This window comes from Barnesiella sp. An22 (assembly GCF_963931395.1).
In the GTDB taxonomy this organism is placed as follows: Bacteria; Bacteroidota; Bacteroidia; order Bacteroidales; family Barnesiellaceae; genus Barnesiella; species Barnesiella merdigallinarum.
The window spans coordinates 2,701,922-2,724,627 of sequence record NZ_OZ007014.1; the positions used below are offsets into that span (position 1 = coordinate 2,701,922).

Annotated in this window: 21 protein-coding genes and 1 tRNA gene; 11 read left to right on the forward strand and 11 right to left on the reverse strand. The window is 56.3% G+C overall.

Features of this window, described 5'->3' with window-relative positions; translation table 11 throughout:
- Positions 1 to 14 precede the first annotated feature (14 nt).
- Both ABGT88_RS11185 and ABGT88_RS11190 read left to right on the forward strand, forming a co-directional pair.
- Positions 15 to 1,082, forward strand: a complete 1,068-nt coding sequence (locus ABGT88_RS11185; protein WP_346702135.1) for a histidine kinase — start codon at positions 15 to 17, stop codon at positions 1,080 to 1,082.
- An 18-nt stretch (positions 1,083 to 1,100) separates the two neighbouring features.
- Positions 1,101 to 1,862: a LytTR family DNA-binding domain-containing protein gene (locus ABGT88_RS11190; RefSeq protein WP_346702137.1), complete on the forward strand. Its 762-nt coding sequence runs from the start codon at positions 1,101 to 1,103 to the stop codon at positions 1,860 to 1,862.
- A 91-nt stretch (positions 1,863 to 1,953) separates the two neighbouring features.
- Here ABGT88_RS11190 and ABGT88_RS11195 read toward each other — a convergent pair whose 3' ends face one another.
- From ABGT88_RS11195 to ABGT88_RS11205, 3 genes are read right to left on the reverse strand one after another with little or no spacing between them, the layout of a single operon-like run.
- Positions 1,954 to 2,280, reverse strand: coding sequence for a hypothetical protein (locus ABGT88_RS11195; RefSeq protein ID WP_346702139.1), 327 nt, complete (start codon positions 2,278 to 2,280; stop codon positions 1,954 to 1,956).
- Positions 2,264 to 2,809 (reverse strand): RNA polymerase sigma factor, encoded by a 546-nt coding sequence (locus tag ABGT88_RS11200; RefSeq protein WP_300132431.1) that lies wholly within the window; start codon positions 2,807 to 2,809, stop codon positions 2,264 to 2,266. The genes ABGT88_RS11195 and ABGT88_RS11200 overlap by 17 nt, the downstream gene beginning before the upstream one ends.
- A gap of 14 nt (positions 2,810 to 2,823) precedes the next feature.
- A complete protein-coding gene (locus ABGT88_RS11205) occupies positions 2,824 to 3,483 on the reverse strand; it encodes a DUF6249 domain-containing protein (RefSeq protein ID WP_346702141.1) in 660 nt (219 codons plus the stop codon).
- Positions 3,484 to 3,734: 251 nt separating this feature from the next.
- Between ABGT88_RS11205 and ABGT88_RS11210 the strand changes: the two genes are divergently transcribed.
- On the forward strand, positions 3,735 to 5,279 hold the full coding sequence (locus tag ABGT88_RS11210) for a bifunctional GNAT family N-acetyltransferase/carbon-nitrogen hydrolase family protein (protein ID WP_258327659.1): 1,545 nt from the start codon (positions 3,735 to 3,737) through the stop codon (positions 5,277 to 5,279).
- Positions 5,280 to 5,643: 364 nt separating this feature from the next.
- Here ABGT88_RS11210 and ABGT88_RS11215 read toward each other — a convergent pair.
- Positions 5,644 to 5,716 (reverse strand) — tRNA-Gly (locus ABGT88_RS11215).
- An 89-nt stretch (positions 5,717 to 5,805) separates the two neighbouring features.
- Between ABGT88_RS11215 and ABGT88_RS11220 the strand changes: the two genes are divergently transcribed.
- On the forward strand, positions 5,806 to 6,312 hold the full coding sequence (locus tag ABGT88_RS11220) for a metallophosphoesterase (RefSeq protein ID WP_289542003.1): 507 nt from the start codon (positions 5,806 to 5,808) through the stop codon (positions 6,310 to 6,312).
- A gap of 52 nt (positions 6,313 to 6,364) precedes the next feature.
- Here ABGT88_RS11220 and ABGT88_RS11225 read toward each other — a convergent pair whose 3' ends face one another.
- Positions 6,365 to 7,333 carry a diacylglycerol kinase family protein gene (locus ABGT88_RS11225; protein WP_346702144.1) on the reverse strand — a complete coding sequence of 323 codons (969 nt, stop codon included), beginning with the start codon at positions 7,331 to 7,333 and terminating at the stop codon, positions 6,365 to 6,367.
- 273 nt (positions 7,334 to 7,606) lie between these two features.
- Between ABGT88_RS11225 and ABGT88_RS11230 the strand changes: the two genes are divergently transcribed.
- Positions 7,607 to 8,122: a DUF308 domain-containing protein gene (locus ABGT88_RS11230; RefSeq protein ID WP_087408451.1), complete on the forward strand. Its 516-nt coding sequence runs from the start codon at positions 7,607 to 7,609 to the stop codon at positions 8,120 to 8,122.
- 9 nt (positions 8,123 to 8,131) lie between these two features.
- On the opposite strand, the gene ABGT88_RS11235 is transcribed toward ABGT88_RS11230, so the two are convergent.
- Positions 8,132 to 10,546 carry a TonB-dependent receptor gene (locus tag ABGT88_RS11235; RefSeq protein WP_346702146.1) on the reverse strand — a complete coding sequence of 805 codons (2,415 nt, stop codon included), beginning with the start codon at positions 10,544 to 10,546 and terminating at the stop codon, positions 8,132 to 8,134.
- Positions 10,547 to 10,802: 256 nt separating this feature from the next.
- On the opposite strand from ABGT88_RS11235, the gene ABGT88_RS11240 reads away from it, so the two are divergent.
- Genes ABGT88_RS11240 through ABGT88_RS11255 form a run of 4 tightly spaced genes read left to right on the forward strand, consistent with a single transcriptional unit; the run spans position 10,803 to position 13,255 of the window.
- Positions 10,803 to 11,333 (forward strand): nitroreductase family protein, encoded by a 531-nt coding sequence (locus ABGT88_RS11240; RefSeq protein ID WP_087408449.1) that lies wholly within the window; start codon positions 10,803 to 10,805, stop codon positions 11,331 to 11,333.
- An 11-nt stretch (positions 11,334 to 11,344) separates the two neighbouring features.
- Positions 11,345 to 12,130 (forward strand): DUF2520 domain-containing protein, encoded by a 786-nt coding sequence (locus ABGT88_RS11245; RefSeq protein WP_346702148.1) that lies wholly within the window; start codon positions 11,345 to 11,347, stop codon positions 12,128 to 12,130.
- Positions 12,127 to 12,651, forward strand: coding sequence for an HAD family hydrolase (locus ABGT88_RS11250; protein ID WP_087408448.1), 525 nt, complete (start codon positions 12,127 to 12,129; stop codon positions 12,649 to 12,651). The genes ABGT88_RS11245 and ABGT88_RS11250 overlap by 4 nt, the downstream gene beginning before the upstream one ends.
- 22 nt (positions 12,652 to 12,673) lie before the next feature.
- Positions 12,674 to 13,255: a Maf-like protein gene (locus tag ABGT88_RS11255; RefSeq protein WP_087408447.1), complete on the forward strand. Its 582-nt coding sequence runs from the start codon at positions 12,674 to 12,676 to the stop codon at positions 13,253 to 13,255.
- Positions 13,256 to 13,660: 405 nt separating this feature from the next.
- Here the strand turns inward: ABGT88_RS11255 and ABGT88_RS11260 are convergent, their stop codons facing one another.
- Both ABGT88_RS11260 and ABGT88_RS11265 read right to left on the reverse strand, forming a co-directional pair.
- A complete protein-coding gene (locus ABGT88_RS11260) occupies positions 13,661 to 14,857 on the reverse strand; it encodes a TPR end-of-group domain-containing protein (protein ID WP_346702151.1) in 1,197 nt (398 codons plus the stop codon).
- 219 nt (positions 14,858 to 15,076) lie between these two features.
- Complete coding sequence (locus tag ABGT88_RS11265; RefSeq protein ID WP_346702153.1) at positions 15,077 to 17,425, reverse strand: PKD domain-containing protein; 2,349 nt, start codon at positions 17,423 to 17,425, stop codon at positions 15,077 to 15,079.
- Positions 17,426 to 17,790: 365 nt separating this feature from the next.
- Here ABGT88_RS11265 and ABGT88_RS11270 point away from each other — a divergent pair, with 365 nt between their 5' ends.
- Both ABGT88_RS11270 and ABGT88_RS11275 read left to right on the forward strand, forming a co-directional pair.
- Entirely contained in the window at positions 17,791 to 18,975 is a 1,185-nt protein-coding gene (locus ABGT88_RS11270) for a hypothetical protein (protein WP_346702155.1), read from the forward strand.
- Positions 18,976 to 19,477: 502 nt separating this feature from the next.
- Positions 19,478 to 20,812, forward strand: a complete 1,335-nt coding sequence (locus ABGT88_RS11275) for a DEAD/DEAH box helicase (protein ID WP_346702157.1) — start codon at positions 19,478 to 19,480, stop codon at positions 20,810 to 20,812.
- Between the two features lie 186 nt (positions 20,813 to 20,998).
- On the opposite strand, the gene ABGT88_RS11280 is transcribed toward ABGT88_RS11275, so the two are convergent.
- The 3 genes from ABGT88_RS11280 to ABGT88_RS11290 form a co-directional block, all read right to left on the reverse strand.
- Entirely contained in the window at positions 20,999 to 21,685 is a 687-nt protein-coding gene (locus ABGT88_RS11280) for an RNA pseudouridine synthase (protein ID WP_346702159.1), read from the reverse strand.
- Between the two features lie 67 nt (positions 21,686 to 21,752).
- Entirely contained in the window at positions 21,753 to 22,103 is a 351-nt protein-coding gene (locus ABGT88_RS11285; protein ID WP_289541982.1) for an EamA family transporter, read from the reverse strand.
- A 2-nt stretch (positions 22,104 to 22,105) separates the two neighbouring features.
- Positions 22,106 to 22,705, reverse strand: coding sequence for an HAD family hydrolase (locus ABGT88_RS11290; protein ID WP_346702162.1), 600 nt, complete (start codon positions 22,703 to 22,705; stop codon positions 22,106 to 22,108).
- Between the last annotated feature and the right edge of the window lies 1 nt (position 22,706).

Here is a 22,706-nt window from a genome sequence, read left to right on the forward strand (position 1 = left end):
TTTATCTTTGTACCATGACACCCAACCGGCAACATATACGCCTCCGATGGAATCCCCTCTTCATCCATGCCATTGCATGGACGATTGTCTTTCTCTTCCCGCTCCTCTTCATCGAGCGGTTCGAGAGTATGGGGCGCATACGCAACTTCAGCCTCATGAAGTTCTATATCCAGCCCATCTGCATCGCGGTCATCTTCTACATCAACTATCTGTGGCTTATCGACCGGGTGCTGTTCCGTAAAAAGCCGGTACAGTTTATCCTCCACAACGTGCTGCTCATCGTGGTAGCCAATGTGGCCATCTATCTGGTACACCGCATGATTATCCCCGACGAGTTCCTGTTCAGGCGGCCGGGCGGACCTCGTCCTCCACGGCCGGGGCTCATGCAGTGGCAGGATTCCATCACCCTGGCTCTGATGGTGGGATTGAGCGTAGCCATCAAGATGACGCAGAAGTGGATTGTCACCGAGAAAGAGCGCAAGCAACTGGAGCAGGAGCGCACCGAGGCCGAGTTGAAGAACCTGAAGAACCAGCTCAACCCGCACTTCCTCTTCAATACCCTCAACAACATCTACTCGCTCATCGCCATCAGCCCCGACCGGGCGCAGAGTGCCGTGCTCGAGTTGAGCAAGATGTTGCGTTACGTGCTTTATGAGAATACCCAACCCTATGTACCCATGGAGAAAGAGCTGGAGTTCAACCACAACTACATCGAGCTGATGCGGCTTCGGCTCGCCCGCCACGTGAAGGTCGAAGTAGATATGCCCCGGGGGCTGTGCCGCGGATACCAGATTGCGCCGCTGCTCTTCATCACCCTCATCGAGAATGCCTTCAAGCACGGCACCAGCGCCACCGAACCCTCGTTTGTGACCATCGTCATGCGCGAACCCTCGCCCGGTGTCATCGAGTGCCGCATCGAGAACAGCTGCTTCCCCAAAGACGAGAACGACAAAAGCGGCTCGGGCATCGGGCTCAAAAACCTCTCGCGACAGCTCGAACTGCTCTATCCCGGCAAGTACACGCTGCATGCCGAGAGCGATGCACGGGTCTACCGCTCGTCGCTCACCATCGACTTGAACTAACCCAAATACGTGGAGACTATGATACTGAAATGCTGCATTATCGACGACGAACCCCTGGCCATCGAACTGCTGGAGAGTTATGTCAAGCGTACCCCCTTCCTGCAACTGGAAGCCTCGTTCAACTCGGCCGTGCAGGCGGTCGAACGGGTTTCGCGGGGCGACATCGACCTCATCTTCCTCGACATACAGATGCCCGAGCTCGACGGCATGGAGTTCTCGCGCATGATCGAGGGGCGCAGCCGCATTGTCTTTACCACCGCCTTCGGACAGTATGCCGTAGACAGCTACAAGGTCAACGCCATCGACTACCTGCTCAAGCCCATCGCCTATGCCGATTTCCTCAAGGCGGCACAAAAGGCGCTGCAATGGTTCGAGCTGTCGGAGGGAAGTGCCACAGCCAACGCCGCAGCCACTCCAGCCGAAACCTCGGCTGCTTCTCCTTACATCTTTGTCAAGAGCGACTACAAGCTCAAGCAGATACCTCTCGACAAGATTCTCTACATCGAGGGATTGAAAGACTACGTGAAGATTTATCTCGAGGGCGAGCCGCACCCCATCCTCTCGCTGCTGAGCCTCAAGTCGCTCGAAGAGATGCTGCCCGAGGGGCAGTTCATCCGGGTGCACCGCTCGTTCATCGTGCAGGGGTGTAAAATCAAGATGATCGACCGCAACCGCATCGTCTTCGGCAAGGAGTATATCCCCATCTCCGACACCTACAAGGAGTCGTTTGCCGAGTTCATAGCCCGCCACTCGCCCATCGCCGGCAAGCCGCAAGGCTGAACACGATGCACGCCATAAACCACACAAGGAGCAGGCACCCCGGCAACGGGACGTCTGCTCCTTGGCTTGTTTACTTAAATTTATTTCAGTTTCAGGAAGCGTCGTAAATCGAGCGGAAGAAAGAGTTCAGCTGCGCGGCGAAGAGGATACAGGCCGCCGTCAGGGCTCCATACATCACCCAGGTACCGGCACAGTTCCAGCAGGGGTTCGCTGTCAGCTCGCGGGCAAAAGCTACACACAAGGCCGTGCAGATGAGCAATATCAGCACCAGAACCACCAGCGAAATTTTCGTCTCGAGGCTCCACCGCTTGCGCGGCAGTCGGTTCATCACCCGGCGGGTAAACCACCGGTCGCGCCGGGGTTGGGGAGTGTGTCGGTCGAAAAGCTCCCGCCACTGGTCGTCATTCCACTCTTTCATATCCGTTTTTCTTTAAATATTCTCCTAATTTTTGTTTGGCCCGCGAGAGGTACGACTTGATGGTCCCCTCGGGCATACCCGTCACCGCGGCGATGCGGGCGATGGCCATATCCTCGACGAAGTAGAGGGTAACGACCGTACGTTCCTCGGGACGCAGTATCGACAGAGCTTGGGTCATGTCGAGCCGGCGGTCTACCGGCTCGGGCGACTGGGGTATCGTCGCCGCCTCGTCCAAAGGCTCGAAGTAGCGGTCGCCCCGCTTGCGCAACTCGTCGTAGTAGAGGTTGTAGGCCACCCTGAAGAGCCAGGTCGAGAACGAGGAGAGACCCTTGTAGCTGCGCAGGTGGTAATAGACCTTGATGAAGGTCTCCTGCGCCAGGTCATCGCTGAGCGATTCGTCGCCACCGGTGAGGCTCAGAAAGAAGCGCTTCACTCGCCCCTGGTATTTATCGACCAGCGAGGCAAAAGCCTTGCGGTCGTCCAGCAGGGCGCAACGTGCCACCCACATCATATCCTCGGTCTTCTCCATCGTGTCGAGTCCGGTTATTCGGGTTGATTATCGGTGTGATCGTTATCGGGGCGCGACGATACCCGATAGAGTATCAGTTTGCCCGCACCCACCAGAATAAAGATAGCGGCCAGACCCAACAGGAAGATTCCCACGCCATCGCCAAACTCTTCGGTACCGTTGATACTCCACAACACAATGCTCCAGATGGCAAAGCCCAAACCGATACCCAGGAATACCAAGCCCTGGTTGAGGGTCACCAGCTTGTCGGGGCGAGCCTGTCGCGACCGGGGCGACTCGAAAAATCCGTCGGGCAACTCACGCCCGGCCTCGATGGCCTTCTCGATAACCTGATAGTGGGCCTTCTGCTTCTTGTTGCGGTAGTAGATAAAGAAGAAGATAATCAGGAAGGCAAACAGGAAGGGAACGGTTATGCCCAACACTGGGACAATCGCATCGAGAATATCCTCGGCATCGGCCTCTGTAGTATAAAATGTCCTGTCCCGTTCCAGTTGAAGCTCGGCCATGCGCAACCGGTAGGCTTCGCTCCCGGTCATACCATCGAGCGTATCGCTATCGGCCACCTCGGCGGTAGCCTGTTTCGTTGCCGGGGCAGCATTCCCGGTCTGTGCCATTACAGTTGCGCCCGTCCACAACACGAGTGAAAGGAGCGCTGTCATTACAAATCGTTTCATCTTGCTATCTGTTTTTAATTTATGTATCATTTTTTTGTTCATCTCTCTTTCCGGAAATTCAACCATAGACGCAAGTCACCCCCCGGCAGGTTGCAGACACCCCCGATTTTTTTCAAAAAAATTTCTCGACAGGGCATCAGCCCCCGCCCGAGGCACAACAAATTTACTCATAATCCAAGAAAATAGGGCCACAAGCAACCAATGCCCGCAAAAAAGCGGTAATTTTGCACCGCGAAACAAATAACGAAGCTATGAAACCCAAAGAAATCAATAAAGTCGAGATTCGTAATCTGCAACGCGAAGACTACGACCAGTTGGCCAACTCGTTCACCCGCGTCTATGCCGACGGCAGCGACGTGTTCTGGACTCCCGAACAGATAGACAAACTTATCCGCATCTTCCCCGAGGGGCAGATCGTGACCGTGGTCGACGGCAAAATCGTGGGATGCGCCCTCTCGATCATCGTCAACTACAACGATGTGAAAAACGACCACACCTATGCTCAGGTGACCGGCAACGAAACCTTCAACACCCACACCCGCAAGGGTAACATCCTCTACGGCATCGAGGTATTCGTGCACCCCGACTACCGCGGCCTGCGGCTCGCCCGCCGTATGTATGAATACCGCAAGGAGCTGTGCGAAAAACTCAACCTCAAGGCCATCATGTTTGGCGGCCGGTTGCCCAACTACCACAAGTATGCCGACCACATGCGCCCCAAAGAGTACATCGACAAGGTGCGCAAGCGCGAGATATTCGACCCGGTGCTGCTCTTCCAGCTCTCCAACGACTTCCACGTGCGCAAGGTGATGCGCAACTACCTGCCCAACGACGAGGAGTCGAAACATTTCGCCTGCCTGCTCCAGTGGGACAACATCTACTACCAGGAGCCTACCGAAGAGTATATCTCGCCCAAGACGACCGTGCGGGTGGGACTCGTGCAATGGCAGATGCGCAGCTACAAAACGCTCGACGACCTCTTCGAACAGGTCGAGTTTTTCGTCGATTCGGTGAGCAGCTACCAAAGCGACTTCGTTCTCTTCCCCGAGTACTTCAACGCCCCCCTCATGGCCCGCTTCAACGACGAGAGCGAATCGGAAGCCATCCGTGGTCTGGCCCAGTACACCGACGAGATACGCGAGCGGTTCATCAACCTGGCCATCCGCTACAACATCAACATCATCACCGGCAGCATGCCCCTCATCAAAGAGGACGGACTGCTCTACAACATCGGCTACCTGTGCCGTCGCGACGGTACCTACGAGATGTACGAAAAGCTGCACGTCACCCCCGACGAGATGAAGTGCTGGGGCTTGAACGGCGGCAAAGCCATCCGCACCTTCGAGACCGACTGCGCCAAGATAGGCGTGCTCATCTGCTACGATGTCGAGTTCCCCGAGCTGTCGCGCATCATGGCCGGCGAGGGCATGCAAATACTCTTCGTCCCCTTCCTCACGGACACGCAGAATGCCTATTCGCGCGTGCGCGTCTGCGCCCAGGCCCGCGCCATCGAGAACGAGTGCTTCGTGGTCATTGCCGGTAGTGTAGGCAACTTGCCCAAGGTGCACAACATGGACATCCAGTATGCCCAGTCGGGAGTCTTCACCCCCTGCGACTTCGCCTTCCCCACCGACGGACGCCGCGCCGAGGCTACCCCCAACACCGAGATGATTCTCATCTCCGACGTCGACCTCGACCTGCTCAACGAGCTCCACACCTACGGCAGCGTGCGCAACCTCAAGGACCGCCGCAGCGACCTCTACGAGGTGAAGATGAAAAAGGTAAGTCAGGAATAACCACGGTGTTTCCAGTATATGCACGCAGGGGATAGAACGTCGATTCTATCCCCTGCTGCTATATTCCGGATCAAAGTTTATTGCCTTACATACACGACAGTCTCGTCGCCTTGCGAGAGATACAACTTATTGTCCCGTATCATATAATTGAGGACAGAAGTCTGCGAAACTCCGTTCAACGTCATATTTAGATTGTGACTATACTGTTAATTATATTAACTAAACGTAAGAAAAATCACAACAAATATAAAAATGAATCCCCAGATTGGCAATATCTCGTCTCAATTCATAAAATTATGAATTGACAGGCGGAATGAATATATAAAAAAAGCCGGCTTGCTGCATGCAAACCGGCTTCTCGAAGAGCGGCAAACGAGGCTCGAACTCGCGACCCTCAGCTTGGGAAGCTGATGCTCTACCAACTGAGCTACTACCGCATCTGTTTCTGTGGGGACAAATGTAGACGTTTTTTTTCGACTTTACAAATTATTGCCGTACTTTTACCCTTAAATTGAGAAAAGAAGTCATGGTAAAGATTGGTCTGTTATCCGATACCCACGCCTGGTGGGACGACCGTTACGCGAAATATTTTGCCGAGTGCGACGAGATTTGGCACGCGGGCGACATCGGCTCGGTCGAGCTGGCCGACCGCTTCGAGGCGCTGAAGCCCTTCCGGGCCGTCTATGGCAACATCGACGGTCACGAATTGCGCCTGCGCTACCCGCAACACCAGCGGTTTACCATCGAGGGGGTGGACGTGTGGATGACCCACATCGGCGGATACCCCGGCAAATATGCCCGCGAGGTGATACCCCAGATTTACATTCATCCGCCCAAACTCTTCATCTCGGGCCACTCGCACATCCTGAAGGTACTCTACGACAAAACCCTGAAATGCCTTCATATCAACCCCGGAGCCGCCGGTCTGTACGGATTCCACAAGAAACGCACCCTCGTGCGCTTCGTCATCGACGGGGCCGAAATCAAAGACCTCGAAATCATCGAACTGGCCGACCGTAGGCAGGGTGGCTAACACGGTCTGCGGCCGCTCGACAATCACATCTTCATGGAATAACAACTAACTATCAGATATTCAACTCCTGACGCACGGTCTCGATAAATTCCCAGAATACCGAGGCGAAGGGCTCGATGATGGAGCGCTTGGGGTCCTCGGCCGGAATGAGGGCGCGCAGGCCGCCTTTGAAGCAGCGGATGTCGATGCGGGTACCCATCTCGACAGGCTCACCATCGAGGTGCATGGCCCCCGGTTTCTCGCGCTTGATGACGAGCGACTCGGTGGTAAAGCTCTTGATGTTGGCATCCTGGTCGATATGCTTGGTGAAGAGCAACAGGGCCAACCCCGCCGTGTCGAAGGGGGTAAAGGGCATGAGCACCGTGACGTCTATTTTGCCGTCCTGCATGCTGGCATGGGGGGCGATATAGGCGTTGTTGCCATATTGCGAGGCGTTGCCGCAGGCAATGAGGAAGGCCTTCTCGGTGACAGTACCGTCGGGCATCTCAATCTGATAGGTCTCCGACTTGTACTTGAGGTACTCGGTGAGCGCCTTGGCCACATAGGCCAGCTTGCCGCGACGTTTTCCCTCGGCAAACTTGAGGCTCACCAGCGCGTCGAACCCCACCCCGCAAGTACAGAAGAAGGGGCGGCCGTTGGCCGTGCAGTAGTCGAGGTCGGCGATTACCCCATCGTTGACAATCTCGAGCGCCTTGCGGGCATCCATCGAGATACCCAGGTGGCGGGCCAACCCGTTGCCCGAGCCCACCGGCACGATGGCCAGCGCCGTGGAGGTGTTTATCAATTCGCGGGCAATCTCGTTGCAGGTACCGTCGCCCCCGACCGAGAGCACCACATCTACCCCGTCGGCAACGGCCTGACGGGTCATCTCGGCCGCATGGCCGGCATATTGGGTGAAGCGGCACTCCACGCTGTATTTCGACGGGTCTATCACCTCGTCGATCAAGGCGGGCAGCTCTTCTTTATCTTTGGTTCCCGAAATGGGATTTATGATGGCTAAGATTTTTTTCGGTGCAGGCATAGCATCTTTTTTGTTTCGAACATAGAGGTAAACCGCTCGTGTGGAGCCTCTTGCATCGATGTCGACACAGCCGCATCCGAGCGACCCGGCTCGACCGCGATTTACCACAGCGGGGACAAAGATAATAAATATTCCCTATTTCACACACTCAGGCCGCGGCTTCTGCAGGCAAGGCTGTTAAATAGCGTTTCACTATCGAGGCTATTCACAAACATCTTGCTACCTTTGCTGTTGTTACATCACATACAAACAACTAATCTCGAATACTGTTTTATGAATGCTTTTCAAAATCCGCTGGTCCGTATCATCGCCTCTATCGCCGTGGGGTTGCTGTTGATATTCTATCCCAACGCCGCCCTGCCCACCATACTCTTCATTATCGGTATCCTGGTGGGGATACCCAGTCTCTACACCATCCTCTCCTATCTGCTGAGCGGCAACCACAAGAAGGATCTGCCGTTCCCCGTGATGTCGGCCATCCTGCTGCTGTTCGGGTGTTCGCTCATCCTGGTGCCCAGTTGGTACATCGGGGTGACCATCTACGTGCTGGGGGGTGCACTCATCTTAATCGGAGTTTACCAGTTGCTCTATCTGCTCACACTGAAGAAGACCATCAAGCGCAAGGCGGGGTGGCTCTCCTATCTACTGCCGGTGATTGTTCTGCTTATCGGCATCGAGATTCTGGTCAATCCCTTCTCAGCGACCGAGCGCATCATTGTCGCCACCTTCGGTGCGGCCACACTGCTCTACGGCATCACCGACCTGATGTACTACATTCGCCTGCGGTAATCGGGTCGATTAAAAGTCGATGGAGAGACGCAGGTTTATCTGCCTGCGGGTAAGGTAGTTGGGCACGGCATACTGGGCATTGGTAATGTCGGTGACCCAATAGTAGGAGTTCACGTTGCTGATGTCGAAGAGGTTGAACACGTCGATACCAATCCACACGCTTTTCAGGTTGCGGAAGATACCCCGCTGCAGGAGTTTGTCTTCGCCCCCCACCAGCAGACGCGAAGCTCCGATGTCGATACGCTTGTAGGCCGGGGCCCTGAAGTAGCCCGCCTGACGTCCCTTGCGGGGCGAACCCACCGGCAGACCGTCGGCCAGGATAGCCCGCAGGCTGAATTTGTATTTGGGGAAGCGGGGCACATAGTCCTGGAAGTAGAGCCCCACGCTGTACCGCTGGTCGGTAGGTCGGGGCAGTTTGATGCCGCCGATTTCCTCCTGCGTCTTCATCAGCGAGAAGGTGAGCCACGAGTCGACCCCGGGCACAAACTGCCCGAAGAGCTTCAGGTCGATACCGGCGGCGTAGCCCTTGGCCTCGTTCTGCCCGCTGTACCACACCCGCAGGTTGTCGATTTCGTAGGGAATGAGGTTATCGAGTTTCTTGTAGTAGAGTTCGGCCGTGAATTTGAACGGACGGTCCAACGCCCGGAACGAATAGTCGCCGCCGAGCACCACGTGTATCGAGCGTTGCGACTTGATGTTGCGGTTCAACTGCACCACGTAATTGTTGGAGGCATCGCACACCGTGTCGCGCAACTCCTTGTAGAAGGGGGCCTGGTAATAGAGACCGCCGGCCAGGCGGGCCGTAATCTGCTCGTTGGCAGCCGGAATGAAGGTAATCGAGGCCCGCGGGCTCACCAGCGTCTCCTTGTTGAAGCCCCAGTACGAGGCGCGCAATCCGCCGGTGAAGATAAGCCGCCCCCATAGGGTACGCATCCGATAGGTATCCTGCAGATAGGCCGAGAGGCGGTGGCTCTCCATGTCCTGCTTCGAAAAGAGGTTGTAAATCATCTCGACCGACTGCCCGGTATGCGGCAGCGAATAGCCGGCCGAGTCGCGCATCTCCCACTCGCGCACGCGGTCGTAAATCTGTTCGTACTGGTGGGTGAATCCCCACTTCAGCTCGTTCTGTCCCAACTTGGTAGCCCCCTTGATCGAGGTGGCAATCACCGAGGCCTTGAGGCGGTTGCGGGCATGCTCGTGATAGGTGCCCACGCCCAGCGCGCCGGTATTCTCGCTGCCCTCGCCGTCGCCCGTATCGGCCAGCTCGTCGAGCCAGTATTGACCCGAAATGTCGTAGGTCACCAGTTCGTTGGTGACAAAGGCCGAGGTCATCAAGGCCCACTGGGTATATTTGTCGGGGAAGAAGTTCAGCGACAGAGCCCCGAAATAGGTCTCGAACTTGTCGCGCTCCCCGCCGTCGAAATAGACCTTGAACTGCTTGGCATTCGTGGCCGTACCAAACGAGGTGTTGCGCTCGTGGGGGGTGAACTTGTAGTCGTTGATGGCAATGTTGCCCAGAAACGAAGCCTCCCACTTGGGGGCGAACTTATAGGTGAGATAGGTTTGATAATCGAAGAACGACGGCTCATACTCGCCCTTGGTATCGAGCGAGCTCAACAGGGTGGAGTTGGTCTTGTAGCGGATGCCGTGCAGTTGCGAGAACTTCTTGGTACTCTGCCCTATCGAGGCGGTGGCTCCCAGAAAGCTGGCCGACACCGACCCCTCGAAAGCCTCGGGATGCTTGTAGATGATGTCGAGCACCGACGACATCTTGTCGCCATACTCGGCCGAGAAACCGCCCGACGAAAAGCCTACGGCCCCCACCATATCGGGGTTGATGATACTCAACCCTTCCTGCTGTCCCGACCGCACCGTGAGCGGACGATACACCTCGATACCGTTGATATAGACGATATTCTCGTCGAAGTTACCGCCCCGCACCGAGTATTGCGAACTCAACTCGTTGCTCGAGTTGACCCCGGCAAAGGTGGTGAGCATCGCCTCGATACTGCCGCCCGAAGCATCGGGCATCAGCTTGAGGTCCTTCGTGTCGATGGTCTGCAACGTGCTGGTCTGCCGGCGGTGAGTCGCCACCACCACCTCGCTCAGCATCTTCGAGTTTTTGTTCAGCCGCACCGACAGCGAGACGTCTTTCGTGAGGTTGAGCAGCTGCCGCTGCTCCTCGCGGTAGCCCAAGCAGGAGTAGATGACCACAATCGAGTCGCCCGCCGGTATGGAGAGCTGATACTCGCCCTTGAGGTCGGTCATCGTGCCCATGGTCGTCCCCGCCACACGCACCGTAGCCAGTTCGATAGGCTGGTTGTCGCTGTCGTAGACCCGGCCCGTGAGTTTCACACGCCCTTGCGCCGCCAGCTCGAGCACCGCACCTATCGCGACAAAAAGGAGTAATATCTTGTATTTCATCGGGATTCTATACACACCGTGCCCCGTTTGTCGAGAGGCACATTTAATAAACGCAAAAAAGCGTCGTTCAGTATGCGGCCCGCCGAAAAGTAGCGAAAAAAGTTTTCGCAGATTCCCCGCGTAAGCATTAGGTTTTGTATCTTTGCTACTGGAAGAGATGCAGGCTCGTGTCCCCGCTCGTCTGTACGCCACACAGCCGGGGCCGAACGTCACCTCCTCCAATTCATGAAATACAAACCGTAAAAACATTACCCTTATGAATAATCTGCACGATCTGTTGATGCACCGCCGCAGCATCCGCAAGTATACCGACCAACCGCTGTCGCCCGACTCGGTGAAGCTGATTCTCGAGGCCGGGCTGCTCGCCCCCTCGTCGAAACGCTGTACCCCTTGGGAGTTTATCGCCGTCGAAGATAAAGAGGTGCTGGCCCGCCTGGCTGCCTGCAAGACGGCCGGAGCCAAGCCTGTCGAAGGGGCTGCCTTGGCTATCGTCGTGACGGCCGACATGACCCTTACCGATACCTGGGTCGAGGATGCCTCGATTGCCGCCATACTCATGCAACTGCAAGCGGCCGACCTGGGGCTGGGCAGCTGCTGGATTCAGGTGCGCAACCGATTCGGGGCCGACGACGAACCGGCCGAAGACATCGTGCGCAGCATACTGGGCATACCCGAAACGATGGGCGTGCTCTGCATCCTCTCCATCGGTCACAAGGACGAGGAGCGCAAACCCTTCGACGAAGAGAAGATGATGTGGGAAAAGGTGCATATAGGCAAATGGGAATGAACGAGGCAGCGATGAAGATAATCCTGATCGGTGCCGGTAACCTGGCTACGCGGCTGGCACTGGCGTTGCGGGAAAAGGGCCTTGCCCCGGCGTGGGTGTATAGCCGCACCGAAGAGTCGGCCCGGCGGTTGGGCGAACAGTTGCCCCGCTGCCGCTACACGACCGACCTCAACAGTCTGCCTGCCGACGGCGACCTCTATATTTTCGCCGTGAAGGACTCGGTACTGCCCGACCTGCTTGCCCGTATGCCGGCCAACAACGGGCTGTGGGTACACACGGCCGGCAGTGTAGACTGCGAGATATTCCACCCCTACTCGGCCCGCTACGGGGTCTTCTACCCCATGCAGACCTTCAGCAAGGAGCGCGAGGTGGCATTCGACAACATTCCCCTCTTCATCGAGGCCAACAGCGAAGCCGATGCCGACCTGCTGTACCACCTGGCCGCCCGGCTCTCGGGCCGCGTCTACCGGGCCGACTCGGAGCAACGCAAGTATCTGCACCTGGCTGCCGTCTTTGCCTGCAACTTCACCAACCACCTCTATGTGCTGTGCGACCGCATCCTGCAGGAACACGGACTGCCTTTCGAGGCGATGCTGCCCCTCATCCGAGAAACGGCCGACAAGGTGGCCGACATGTCGCCCTTCGATGCCCAGACGGGCCCAGCCATCCGATACGACCGCAACATCATCGCCAAACAGGAGGCGCTGCTCTCCGACCCCACGATGCGCGAGATTTACAGTCTGATGAGCCGCAGCATTCACGAAATCCATAACCCCGATAAAACCCAACAACCATGAGCCGAACCGATTTCGACCTGACAAAAATAAAAGCCTTTGCCTTCGACGTGGACGGCGTGCTGTCGTCCGACTCCATACCCCTGCACCCCTCGGGCGAACCCATGCGGGTCATCAACATCAAAGACGGATATGCCTTGCAACTGGCGGCCAAACTGGGATACCCCGTGGCCATCATCACCGGCGGACGCACCGAGGCGGTGCGCAAACGCTTCGAGGGGCTGGGCCTCTCGCACGTCTACATGGGCGTGGCCGTGAAAATCAAGATATTCGAACAGTGGCTCGCCGAGTGCGGCCTGCAAGCGAGTGAAGTGATGTACATGGGCGACGATATTCCCGACTACGAGGTGATGCGTGTGGCCGGTCTGCCCGCCTGCCCGGCCGATGCGGCACCCGAAATCAAACAGATTGCCCGCTACGTTTCGCCCTTCTGCGGCGGGATGGGTTGTGGCCGCGACATCATCGAACAGGTGCTGCGCGCCCAAGGCAAATGGATGGCCGACGAAAAGGCGTTCGGCTGGTAAACCTCAGAAAAAACGATTGACTATGTTATCGAATCTCCAGAAATACGAAATACTGCTGGCGAGCAACTCGCCACGTCGCCGCGAGCTCCTGGCCGGGCTCGACATCGAATACCGCGTAACGGCTCTGCCCGAGGTAGACGAGTCGTACCCCGCTACCCTCTCGGGCGAAGAGATTCCGCTCTACATCTCGCAGGAGAAGGCGGCCGCCTATCGCAGCCAGATGAAAGAGAACACGCTGCTCATCACGGCCGATACCATCGTCTGGCTCGACGGCCGGGTCTATGGCAAGCCGCACGACCTGGCCGATGCCAAAGCCATGCTGCGGGCCCTCTCGGGTAAGACGCACACCGTCATCACCGGGGTTACGCTCACCTCGATGCAAAAGCAAATCTCCTTTGCCGTATCGACCGAGGTCGACTTCGCCCCCCTCACCGACGACGAAATAGACTACTACGTAGACCGCTACCGCCCGCTCGACAAGGCTGGCGCCTACGGCGTGCAGGAGTGGATTGGCTACATCGGTGTGACCGGGTTGCACGGCAGCTACTACAACGTAATGGGGCTGCCTATCCAGCGGCTCTACACCGAGTTGAAGAGATTCTAAGAGTTATTCCACAGAAATACCTACAAACGGCTCTCGACTGGACCCCGCATCGAGGTGCGGGGTGACACACGTCATTCCGCGCTACGACGCGGAATCCAGAAAATACCCGCAAAAGGCTATACCCTCGACTTCACCTTCTGGACCCCGCATCGAGGTGCGGGGGACACGCACGTCATACCGCGCTACGACGCGGTATTCAGGAATAACCGAAAATTACCGGCAAAAGCCTATTCCCTCGACTTCACCTTCTGGACCCCGCATCACGGTGCGGGGTGACACACACGTCATTCCGCGCCCCGACGCGGAATCCAGAAAATACCCGGGCAGGAATACCGGCAAGAGATACTCACCTCTCCATATTCCAAAAGCTGGCCCCCGTATTTCGATGTGGGGCAACTAGCCGCATCATTTATAAGGCGATGCCCAGAACCAAGCCTCGTTCGAGGTGCTGAACGAGTTGTCATAGGGTTCGCCCTCGGGCGAGAGGGTGACGTAGCGCGGCATCACTTTTCCCTCGATACGGGTCTCGTTGTCGAAACCGCTAATATCGGAACATTGCAGATAATAGAGGTTCTTGCTCATGTAGTAGTTCAGGTAGTAATCGGTCGTGCAAGCCACTTGATGATTCCAGTTGGCATCCTCGTTCACCGTGACGAACTGGCCCGTTTTCAACCGGTCGCGCACCTCCGAGAGGCCGAGCAGATTGCCCTCCTCGTCCATCACATAGGCGCCCCAGGTGGGGTCTACCCACACCCACTTGTCGAGGGTGCAGGAGTAGACGGCGTTGATGACGTGGCAGTCGTTGATATAGCTCTTGGGCAGGCAGGTGACATAGCGCGACTTGAAGCCCATGGCCAGATAGCACTCATTGAGCATCTGCGCCATCATGCGGCAGTTGACACCCCGGTCTTCGCGCTTGCAGATTTCGTAGATGGCAATGGCATTCTTCACCTTGGGATTGTATGACGACCCGTCGTGACGGATGGTGTTGTGTACCCACAACAGCAAGTTCTTGATTTTCGAGATTTCGTCGCCCGCACCCGCAATGCTGTCGAGGTTGAAGTAGCGGCGCACCCGCACCAGGTTGCTGTCGTTGGGCGCCATATAGGTAAAGGCCGGCAGCGAGTCGGTAGAGGCGGTGTTGTCATAGCCGGGCGACTTGCGGAGTATGTAGTTGAAATCGCCCACCTCGCGCAACTGGGCCAGGAGCCGCTGAAACCGCTTGTCGCCCCGGATATTGTCCAGGTCGGTATCCTGCCGGGCATGGGCATAGTCGTAGTAACCATGCCGGATAGCCTGCTCGAAGGCATCGACCGCCGCCCGCTTGCGACCTTTAAGAGAATAGCAGCAGGCCAGGTTGTAATAGGAGTCGGAGAAACACCACGAACACTGATTGACCACCGAGTCGGGCAACGACTTGCAACGGTCGAAAAACTGCCGGTAGGTCTTCTCGACTAAATTGTAGTTCTTCCAACTCTTCTGAATCACAGGTATCACCTGGTTCTCGTAATAAACCACCACGCTATCGGTATTCCATTCACTCTCGGCAGCCCAGCTCCCGAAACAGAGGGGCAAAAGCAACAGCCACAAAAATCGTTTCATAGACTCGTATGTTTGTTCGTATTATGTTTGTTCGTATATAGATGAGACGCAAATATATCGTATTTGTTACAACTTTTTCTCGTTTTTTTTAGACAAATAGCGTTTATCCTATTGGTCCCCGCATCGCCGTACGGGGCGATACCACAATAGAAGAGAGGCGCGACACGGGTCTCTCTCCCCACGACACACCTCTCGTCATCTTTCACACTTGCCCGGTCGTTATCGTTTCACACCTTTGACGACAATCACCTCGCGATTGCCCAGCACCCGGAAGAAGTAAGTTCCCGGGGCCCAGCCCGAAGCGTCGACTGTCACTTGCCGCTCTACGTCGCTCAACTCGCGGCTATACCATTCGCGACCCTTCTCGTCGACTACCATCAACCGGCGGGAATCTTCGGGCAACTGCACCGTTACCTCCTGGTCGAAAACCGAGGGACAGAGCGTGGCCGGAGCTTGAGCTACAGCCTCGACGGCACTCACGCCATTCACGCTTTGCGTCACCTTGATGTCGTAGGTCGATATGCTGTCGTTGATGGTAAGGGTAGCCACCCGCTCGTCGATGCCGTCGGGCAGACGGTCGTACGAGACAAGCAGCGTGTCGAGGGTAAGCCCGTTGGGCTGACCTACCACGCGGCACCAGTCGGCACTGCTCTCGATAGGGGTCTCATAGCCGTAAATCGAGAAGAAGGGATACTTACTCGTACCGGCCTCTTTGCCTACCACCAGCGGACCGCGGTCGGTCGGGATGGGCGACATCACCGAGTGCACGATCGAGGGCATAATCAGATAAGAGGTGTGGTTGGCTCCGGCGGGGAAATAGGTGCTCACATCGACCCACTGGTCATCTTTATACATATAGGCCGTGTTGCCGTGGTCGCGGAAATCGGCCATGGCAAACGACACGTCTACACTGTCGTTCTTCTCGGGGATACCATCGACCACGATAAAGAACTCGTCGTCGATGACCTTGGGGTTGAACTCAAAGGCAGTGCCTACCATCGTACTGCCCGAAGGGGTATCGAGCTCGAACACACGCCACCAGGTGGAGTCGAGTTTCTTGCCCGGCAGACCGTTTTCGCTGGTATAGAGGTGCACGCCCACGTCGGCAATCTGGTCGGTGAGGCTCGTAGCCGAAGCGGTAACAAAATAGACATAGGCCCCGAATACCAAAATGGGACGCGAAGGTTTGGAGAACTTCTCGGCGTAGGCCGTAATGCCTATGGTATTGGTACCGGGGAAGGTACCCCAGTCTTCCATGTCGAAGGTGGTCGGCTGGTCGCCCGGCTCGAAGTTGGTAATGAGTCCGCTGTACTCGACCGATACATCGGTGGCATCTTCCGACTCACCGTGCTCGTTGGCCACCTGCAGATTCACCGATTGCTGGTGCAGGAAGTTATAGGCCACCACGGGATTCTCTTCGTTCGAGGTTACCTGGGCATACGACTCAGGGCTCACACCGCCGAAGGTCCACTGCCACGAAGTGGGATACCCCGTCGAGTTGTCGTGATACTGCACACCCACCAGCGGGGCCACCATGGGCAGACGCGTCTCGCTGTACCGGAAGGTGGCAGGCGGCAGAATGTGAGCTACAGGAGCCACACCGGTCACCTTGACAAAGGCGGTGCGGGTCTTGGTATCGCTGCCGTCGGCATTGCTCACCGTCAAGGTCACGTCATACACGCCGTCGCGGGTATAGTATACCCGGGGATTCTGCTCGGTCGAGGTCTCCGGCGTGCCACCGGGGAACGACCACTGCCAGGCCGTGGGGTCGCCGGTCGACATGTCGGCAAAGGCAATCTCCTCGCCGGTAGCCACCTCTACCTGGTCAACGGCTTCTACACCCGTTATCTGCAACCCATCGATGGCAAAGTCGCCCATATAGCCGCCCACGTTCATATCGTCGTCAGAGCCTGCGGTGTAGGTGAAGCGTATCTGCACCTGTTGGCCGGCATACTTCTCAAGCGATACGGCAAACTCGTGCCAGCGCCAGGGTTTCTCGCCGTTCTCGTCGCCACTGTTCCACAGCAGTTCCGAGGTGGCAAAGGCATCGGTCGATACCGAGATATGCAAGCGGCAATAGTTATCCATATTCTGGCTGAAGCCCACATAACCCTTCAGCATGGCGTTGGCCGGCACATCGAGTTGCGGACTGGTAGCCGTGGCAATGCCTCGTTTAAATACTTTATACGGGCCTTCGATAAAAAGCGACTGCGTGTCGTCGGGGTCGATGGCCGTGAAACTCTTGTCGCCGGTCATCTTTTTCAACTCCCACGAGAAAGACTCGGCATCGGTCAGAGTCCAGCCCTCTGCTCCGTCGTCAAAGTCTTCCTCCCACACGGTCACGGCGCTACCTGTACTCTGGCAACTGAAGTCGGCCGTCACACTGGCCGAGGTCGAACGGAACAGCTGTTTCTTCATCGATTGTTTCCCGGCAAACGAAATGTGCGGTGCCTCTTCGGTCGGGGCTACCCGATCGTGCACCCGTTCGTTGGCCCATTGCTGCGCTCCCACCGGGCAAACGGCCCAGAGCGCAGTAGTCAAGATCAGGTTTACAATAACGCTTTTCATACACTTACACGATTAAAAAATTATTGGATGAATTTGATTCGTTGCAAAATCTCCCACCCGCTATCCAGCAGGCCGTATGGCATAATATGTAGATGAAGTTTTTTCATAGCTATCTAATATCGGCAGGACTACAAAACTCAAAGGTAGTAAAAATTTACAATTTGAAAATATTATTGACGATATTTTTTTAATTAGAAAATAAAATAGGATTACATTCTAAAAAAATATAATAGATTTTGCATCTTATTCTGGCAATTTGTTCTCTGCCCTGCAACTCGCTCCATAAGCTCCTGCACTCCATACTCTACCCGCTTGCACCGGGTGCATACATTTACTACCTTTGTCGCTCGAAAATATCGCCCACTGTGAACCTCTATATCTTCAACCCCGAGAACGACCTGGCCCTGGCCTTCGGCGGCATCAACTACACGCCGCCCCCTGCCGCCCAACGCATCGCGCGCGAGCTGGCCCTGCTGCCGCTGTGGTATGCCCGCGAGGGGGAGGAGACGACGATATGCTCTGCCGAGCCGGCGCCCGACGACTTCCGCCGCAGCCTCGAGCCGCTGGGGCTCGCGGTCTCGACCGTCGCGTTCAAGCAAATCGGCGAACTGTCCTTCGACCGCATCGAGGTGTGGGGGTGGAACCTCGCCCTGGCTCACCACCTGCATCAGGCCGGCGTGGACAATCGGCTGCTCCCCTCGCCCGAACAGTGCAACCACTTGCGCCGCCTGGCCCATCGCCGCCTGGCTACCGAGGCGGGCCGATACCTCGCCTCGCACATCGACTACCCCATGCCCCCGCTGCCGGTCGAGCTGCATACACCCGACGAGGTGCAGGCCTTTACCGAGCAGAGCGACCGCAAGGTACTCAAGGCGCCCTGGTCGGGCAGCGGACGCGGCCTCTACTGGAACCTCTACGGCTACGATACCTCGCTGGCACAATGGAGCAACGGCGTGTTGCAAAAGCAGGGAGTACTGATGGGCGAACCCTTTTACGAGAAAGAGCGTGACTGGGCCATGGAGTTTTACAGCGACGGCACCCGCGTGACCTTTGCCGGATACTCGTCGTTCCTTACCGACAACCACGGAGCCTACAAGGAGAACCGGCTCACCACCGATCACCGCCTGCACAAGGAGCTCAGTGCGGCCGTCGGCACCCACGTCGTCACGGCCGTGCGCGAGGTCCTTGCCAGCTTCTTCACCGAACGCATTGCCCCGGTCTATACCGGCTACCTCGGGGTCGACATGATGACCTACCTCGCCCCCGACGGCACAACCCGGCTGCACCCCTTCGTCGAAATAAACCTGCGCATGAATATGGGCGTGGTGGCCCGCCGCATCGCCGACCGCTTCGTGGCTCCGGGCTACGAGGGGCACTACCGCATCGACTATTTCCCCCGGCCCGGCACCCTCTATCGCGACCACCTGGAGCGCCTCCACCAACACCCCGCCCGGATTGTCGACGGCCGCTTCGCCGGCGGATACTTTGCCCTTACCCCGGTTCTACCCGACAGCCAATACCGCGCCTGCATCGAATTTGATGCCCGATGAATAATACCCGCAAAACTACCAGCAAAAAGGATTTTACCCAGCTACACATCTCTGGACCCCGCATCACAGTGCGGGGTGACACCCTCGTCATACCGCGCCACGACGCGGTATCCAGGAATACCCACAAAACTACCGACGATAGACAATCTACCGGGCTACACATCACGAGGCCCAGCTACGCAAATTTAAGACATAAACAATTGTATATAAACTGATTACATATCGAGAAAAGGGTTCGAACAGGTACAAAAAAAAATTGATTGTCTCACGACAACCAATCTTTGTTAACCTTAATCTTAATCTAATACTATGAAAAACACAGTGCAAATATAGGCACTTTCTGTTATACAACATAATTTTCAAGCATATTTCATACCGATTTAATATTATTTAAGTATCGACAAACCAACCAACGATGCGGCAAACCATTTTTACTCCTTGCAGTAAGAGGCAAACGTCAGGCGGTTTGCACGGTGTGGCGATATGTCGTATCTTTGCAGCCATGAAAGAATCACAGTCACTCATCGAAAAGGCGTGCCGCAACCTGAACATCGATTCGCTGAACGGCATGCAGAAACAAATGCTCGAGACGGCGCAACGCCCCAACGACATCATCCTGCTATCGCCCACCGGGTCGGGCAAGACACTGGCCTTCCTGCTGCCGGTGCTGCTGCGCATCGACCCACGGGCTGCCGGTGTGCAGGCGCTGGTGCTGGTACCGTCGCGCGAACTGGCGCTGCAAATCGAGAGCGTGCTGCGCAAGATTGCCGCAGGCATCAAAATCGTATGTTGCTACGGAGGCCACTCGGTGCGCGAGGAGAGCAAGTCGCTCGAGGTGGCTCCGGCCCTCGTGGTGGGGACTCCGGGCCGCATTGCCGACCACCTGCGCCGCGGACGCCTGTCGCTCGACACCCTCGATACGCTGGTACTCGACGAGTTTGACAAATGCCTCGCCCTGGGTTTCCACGACGAGATGAAAGAGATTATCGCTCCGCTCGAGGGAGTGAAGAAAAAGATTCTCACCTCGGCTACCGACAGCGAATCGCTGCCGGCATTCACCGCCCTGCGCCGCCCGGTGAAGCTCGACTTTCTGGGCTCGAAACGGAGCGAGGAGAGCACGAACGAGCGGCTGACACTCTACCGCATCGACTCGCCCGTGAAGGACAAACTCGACACCCTGCTGCTCCTGCTGCGCAACCTGAAGCCGGGGCTTACGCTCGTCTTCTGCAACCAGCGCGAGAGCGTGGAGCGGGTGCAGCAATTCCTCACCGACCGGGGTATCATTGCCGAATCGTTTCACGGCGGCATGGAGCAGGCCGACCGCGAACGGGCCCTCTGTAAATTCCGCAACCACAGCAGCTACATCTGCATCTCGACCGACCTGGCCGCCCGCGGCCTCGACATCCCCGAGGTGAAATATATCATCCATTATCACCTGCCTGTCGACCTCGAGAGCTTCACCCACCGCAACGGCCGCACCGCCCGCATGCACGCCGAGGGCGAGGCCTTCCTGATTGTGGGCCCCACCGAGCAACTGCCCGAGTATGCCAATCAAGCGACCGACTTCAGGCTGGACCCCAAGGCCAACTGGCTGCAAACGCCGCCGATGGCCACCCTGCACTTTGCCGCCGGCAAGAGGGAGAAGATAAGCAAGGGCGACATCGTGGGATTCCTTACCCAGAAGGGCGGACTGACGGCCGACGAGATAGGACTCATCGAGGTAAAAGACCATTACAGCTACGCCGCCGTGGCGCGCAACAAGGCACACGAAACGCTGCGCCGCCTTCGCGACGAAAAGATAAAAGGCAAAAAGGTAAAGATTTCGTTCAGCTACTGATGGCTCCACGCCCCTCTGCCCCCACTCCCCGATAAGGAGTCCTGCAAAGTGCCTCTTGGGGGAATTCTCCTTTGCACATATTCCTGGATACCGCGTCGCAGCGCGGTATGACGTGCGTGTCACCCCGCACTCCAATGCGGGGTCCAGAGACAATCTTCAGCAATAAGTCTTGCAGGTATTTCCCCTTTATTTACCGGCCTCGACCATCTGCTCGAAAGCCTTCCACAACCTGTCGTCGGGCACGGGAGCCGTTACGCTGATGAGCTGTTTCGACACGGGATGGACAAACTCGACATGGCGGGCATGGAGCGAGATGCCGCCGTCGGGGTTGGAGCGTTCGGCCCCATACTTCAAATCGCCCTTGATAGGCGACCCCATCTTGGCCAGCTGGCAGCGTATCTGGTGGTGACGCCCCGTTTTTAAATTCACCTCGAGCAACGTATAGCGGTCGCTGTGAGCCAACACACGATAGTCGAGCACCGCCCGTTTGGCCCCCGGCCGCTCCCGGTCATAGGCCACCGACTTGTTGCTCTTCTCGTTGCGCACCAGGTAGTGCACCAGTTCGCCGCTCTCCTGCTCGGGGGCATGCTTCACGATAGCCCAATACTGCTTTTTCACCTCGCCGTTGCGGAACATCTCGTTCAACCGGGCCAGTGCCTTGCTCGTTTTGGCAAAGACCACCACACCGCTCACGGGGCGGTCGAGGCGATGAGTTACCCCCACGAAGACATTGCCCGGCTTGTTGTACTTCTCCTTGAGCCAAGCCTTCAGCATCTCGCTCAGCGGCATGTCGCCCGTCTTGTCGCCCTGCACGATTTCGGAGCAGGTCTTGTTGACGATAATCACATGATTGTCTTCGTAGAGTACCTCCATAGTTATCCCGTTTTGTTTCCGGCACAAAGATAGTGCAAACCTCCCAAGCATGCAACCCGAGAAAACGCTAACCTCGAGCTATGAAACACACGCCCGCAACAATCAGCAATATGCCTACTACCTTAGGGACATTCAACGGCTCATTCAATAAGAAATATCCTATCAGCAACGTAATAACATACCCCAGACTCACCATCGGATAGGCCTTGCTCAACTCCATTCGCGACAGCACATAAAGCCAAAAGAGCATACTCACGCCATAGCAAAGAATGCCGCTCCACAGGTAATAATTGTGAAAAAGGAGCCGGAGCATCTCAACCACAGAACCCTTCAAGGACCAATTTGTCATGCCCATCTTCAAAAAATACTGGGCAACGGCTCCCAACAAAATACTGATAAAGGCCAACAGATAAATCATACTTACATCTTTTTACACCAGATAGCCCGATCGGCCAAATCCAACATATACCGGTCTCCCCGACTATCGCCATAGGCATATAAACAATAGCTCTCCCGCCGAGGTTCCTCTGCCAGAAATCGGTTTACTTTCTCTTGCCCGTAACAATTCCGAGAAGAGAATCGCCCCGTCAACCGACCTTGGTCATCGACCTCCACTTCGGTCGCAATCACATGAGATATACCCGACTTTCGTGCCCATGGCAAAATCCACTCTTTCACACTGGCACTGACGATATAAACCGTATCGCCCTGTCGTTGATGCTGCAACAACTTTTGAAAAACCGAATGCTTTATCATCTGGTCTACAGTATCGGCAAAACATTCGCCCCAACGGCAAAATTCATCATACGACATTCCTTTGAAGAAATGAGAAAAAAACTTCTGCTTCACTTTCCAGTTGGGATACATCCTCAATTTATAAGCCACCAATAGAGGGGCATGCCACAACAGGCCTCCGTAAAGAGCAGGTGCACCCTTTACAAATTTAATAAATTCCAATAAGGTATCTTTGCGAGTAATCGTTCCATCGAAATCGAACGTCGCCACAGTCCTCTTTTTCATA

What these genes read in the sequence shown, in the direction of transcription:
- ABGT88_RS11265 (WP_346702153.1), bottom strand. Translation starts at nt 17,425, where the DNA reads ATGAAAAGCGTTATTGTAAACCTGATCTTGACTACTGCGCTCTGGGCC.
- ABGT88_RS11210 (WP_258327659.1), top strand. Translation starts at nt 3,735, where the DNA reads ATGAAACCCAAAGAAATCAATAAAGTCGAGATTCGTAATCTGCAACGC.
- ABGT88_RS11285 (WP_289541982.1), bottom strand. Translation starts at nt 22,103, where the DNA reads ATGATTTATCTGTTGGCCTTTATCAGTATTTTGTTGGGAGCCGTTGCC.
- ABGT88_RS11280 (WP_346702159.1), bottom strand. Translation starts at nt 21,685, where the DNA reads ATGGAGGTACTCTACGAAGACAATCATGTGATTATCGTCAACAAGACC.
- ABGT88_RS11225 (WP_346702144.1), bottom strand. Translation starts at nt 7,333, where the DNA reads ATGCCTGCACCGAAAAAAATCTTAGCCATCATAAATCCCATTTCGGGA.
- ABGT88_RS11235 (WP_346702146.1), bottom strand. Translation starts at nt 10,546, where the DNA reads ATGAAATACAAGATATTACTCCTTTTTGTCGCGATAGGTGCGGTGCTC.
- ABGT88_RS11250 (WP_087408448.1), top strand. Translation starts at nt 12,127, where the DNA reads ATGAGCCGAACCGATTTCGACCTGACAAAAATAAAAGCCTTTGCCTTC.
- ABGT88_RS11220 (WP_289542003.1), top strand. Translation starts at nt 5,806, where the DNA reads ATGGTAAAGATTGGTCTGTTATCCGATACCCACGCCTGGTGGGACGAC.
- ABGT88_RS11205 (WP_346702141.1), bottom strand. Translation starts at nt 3,483, where the DNA reads ATGAAACGATTTGTAATGACAGCGCTCCTTTCACTCGTGTTGTGGACG.
- ABGT88_RS11185 (WP_346702135.1), top strand. Translation starts at nt 15, where the DNA reads ATGACACCCAACCGGCAACATATACGCCTCCGATGGAATCCCCTCTTC.
- ABGT88_RS11275 (WP_346702157.1), top strand. Translation starts at nt 19,478, where the DNA reads ATGAAAGAATCACAGTCACTCATCGAAAAGGCGTGCCGCAACCTGAAC.
- ABGT88_RS11190 (WP_346702137.1), top strand. Translation starts at nt 1,101, where the DNA reads ATGATACTGAAATGCTGCATTATCGACGACGAACCCCTGGCCATCGAA.
- ABGT88_RS11255 (WP_087408447.1), top strand. Translation starts at nt 12,674, where the DNA reads ATGTTATCGAATCTCCAGAAATACGAAATACTGCTGGCGAGCAACTCG.
- ABGT88_RS11260 (WP_346702151.1), bottom strand. Translation starts at nt 14,857, where the DNA reads ATGAAACGATTTTTGTGGCTGTTGCTTTTGCCCCTCTGTTTCGGGAGC.
- ABGT88_RS11230 (WP_087408451.1), top strand. Translation starts at nt 7,607, where the DNA reads ATGAATGCTTTTCAAAATCCGCTGGTCCGTATCATCGCCTCTATCGCC.
- ABGT88_RS11195 (WP_346702139.1), bottom strand. Translation starts at nt 2,280, where the DNA reads ATGAAAGAGTGGAATGACGACCAGTGGCGGGAGCTTTTCGACCGACAC.
- ABGT88_RS11200 (WP_300132431.1), bottom strand. Translation starts at nt 2,809, where the DNA reads ATGGAGAAGACCGAGGATATGATGTGGGTGGCACGTTGCGCCCTGCTG.
- ABGT88_RS11240 (WP_087408449.1), top strand. Translation starts at nt 10,803, where the DNA reads ATGAATAATCTGCACGATCTGTTGATGCACCGCCGCAGCATCCGCAAG.
- ABGT88_RS11245 (WP_346702148.1), top strand. Translation starts at nt 11,345, where the DNA reads ATGAAGATAATCCTGATCGGTGCCGGTAACCTGGCTACGCGGCTGGCA.
- ABGT88_RS11290 (WP_346702162.1), bottom strand. Translation starts at nt 22,705, where the DNA reads ATGAAAAAGAGGACTGTGGCGACGTTCGATTTCGATGGAACGATTACT.